Origin of the sequence: Burkholderia sp. Bp8963, from assembly GCF_003854275.1 — a bacterium.
Lineage (GTDB): Bacteria > Pseudomonadota > Gammaproteobacteria > Burkholderiales > Burkholderiaceae > Burkholderia.
Window position 1 is genome coordinate 1 of the sequence record NZ_QTQP01000176.1, and the last position, 709, is coordinate 709.

Annotated in this window: 1 protein-coding gene; it reads right to left on the reverse strand. The window is 65.9% G+C overall.

The annotated features are described in order from the left end of the window. A partial coding sequence (locus DID96_RS37900) for an NAD(P)/FAD-dependent oxidoreductase (RefSeq protein ID WP_185732513.1) occupies positions 1-709 on the reverse strand: 709 nt, incomplete at both ends.

The window sequence follows — 709 nt, forward strand, 5'->3', positions numbered from 1 at the left end:
GCCAGCCGGCCGTGTGGATCACGAGGCCCGGCTTGTGTTTCGCCGGATCGATTTCCCACAGCTCCTTGATGCCGATCCCGTAGGCCTGCGGATCGGCGTTCGCGTCCAGCTTGAACTTCGAGATCAGTTGTCGGCCGAGGTGGCCGCGGCAGCCTTCCGCGAATAGCGTGTACTTCGCGTGCAGCTCCATGCCGAGCTGGAAGTTCTCGGTCGGCTCGCCGTCCTTGCCCAAGCCCATGTTGCCGGTCGCGACACCCTTCACCGAGCCGTCGTCGTTATAGAGAATCGCCGCAGCCGGGAAGCCCGGGAAGATCTCGACGCCGAGCGCCTCGGCCTGTGCCCCAAGCCAGCGCGTGACGTTGCCCAGCGAAATGACGTAGTTGCCGTGGTTCTTGAAGTTGTCCGGCAGCGCCCAGTTCGGCGTCGTGACCGCGCTCTTCTCGGACAGGAACAGGAAGCGGTCTTCCGTCACCTCGACGGTCAGCGGTGCGCCCTGTTCCTTCCAGTCGGGGAACAGCTCGTTGATCGCGCGCGGGTCCATCACCGCGCCCGACAGGATGTGCGCGCCGATCTCGGAACCCTTCTCGAGCACGCACACACCGATCTCGGCGCCTTTCTCGGCGGCGAGCTGCTTGAGCCGGATCGCCGCGGACAGCCCGGCAGGGCCGCCGCCGACGATCACGACGTCGTATTCCATCGATTCGCGCGG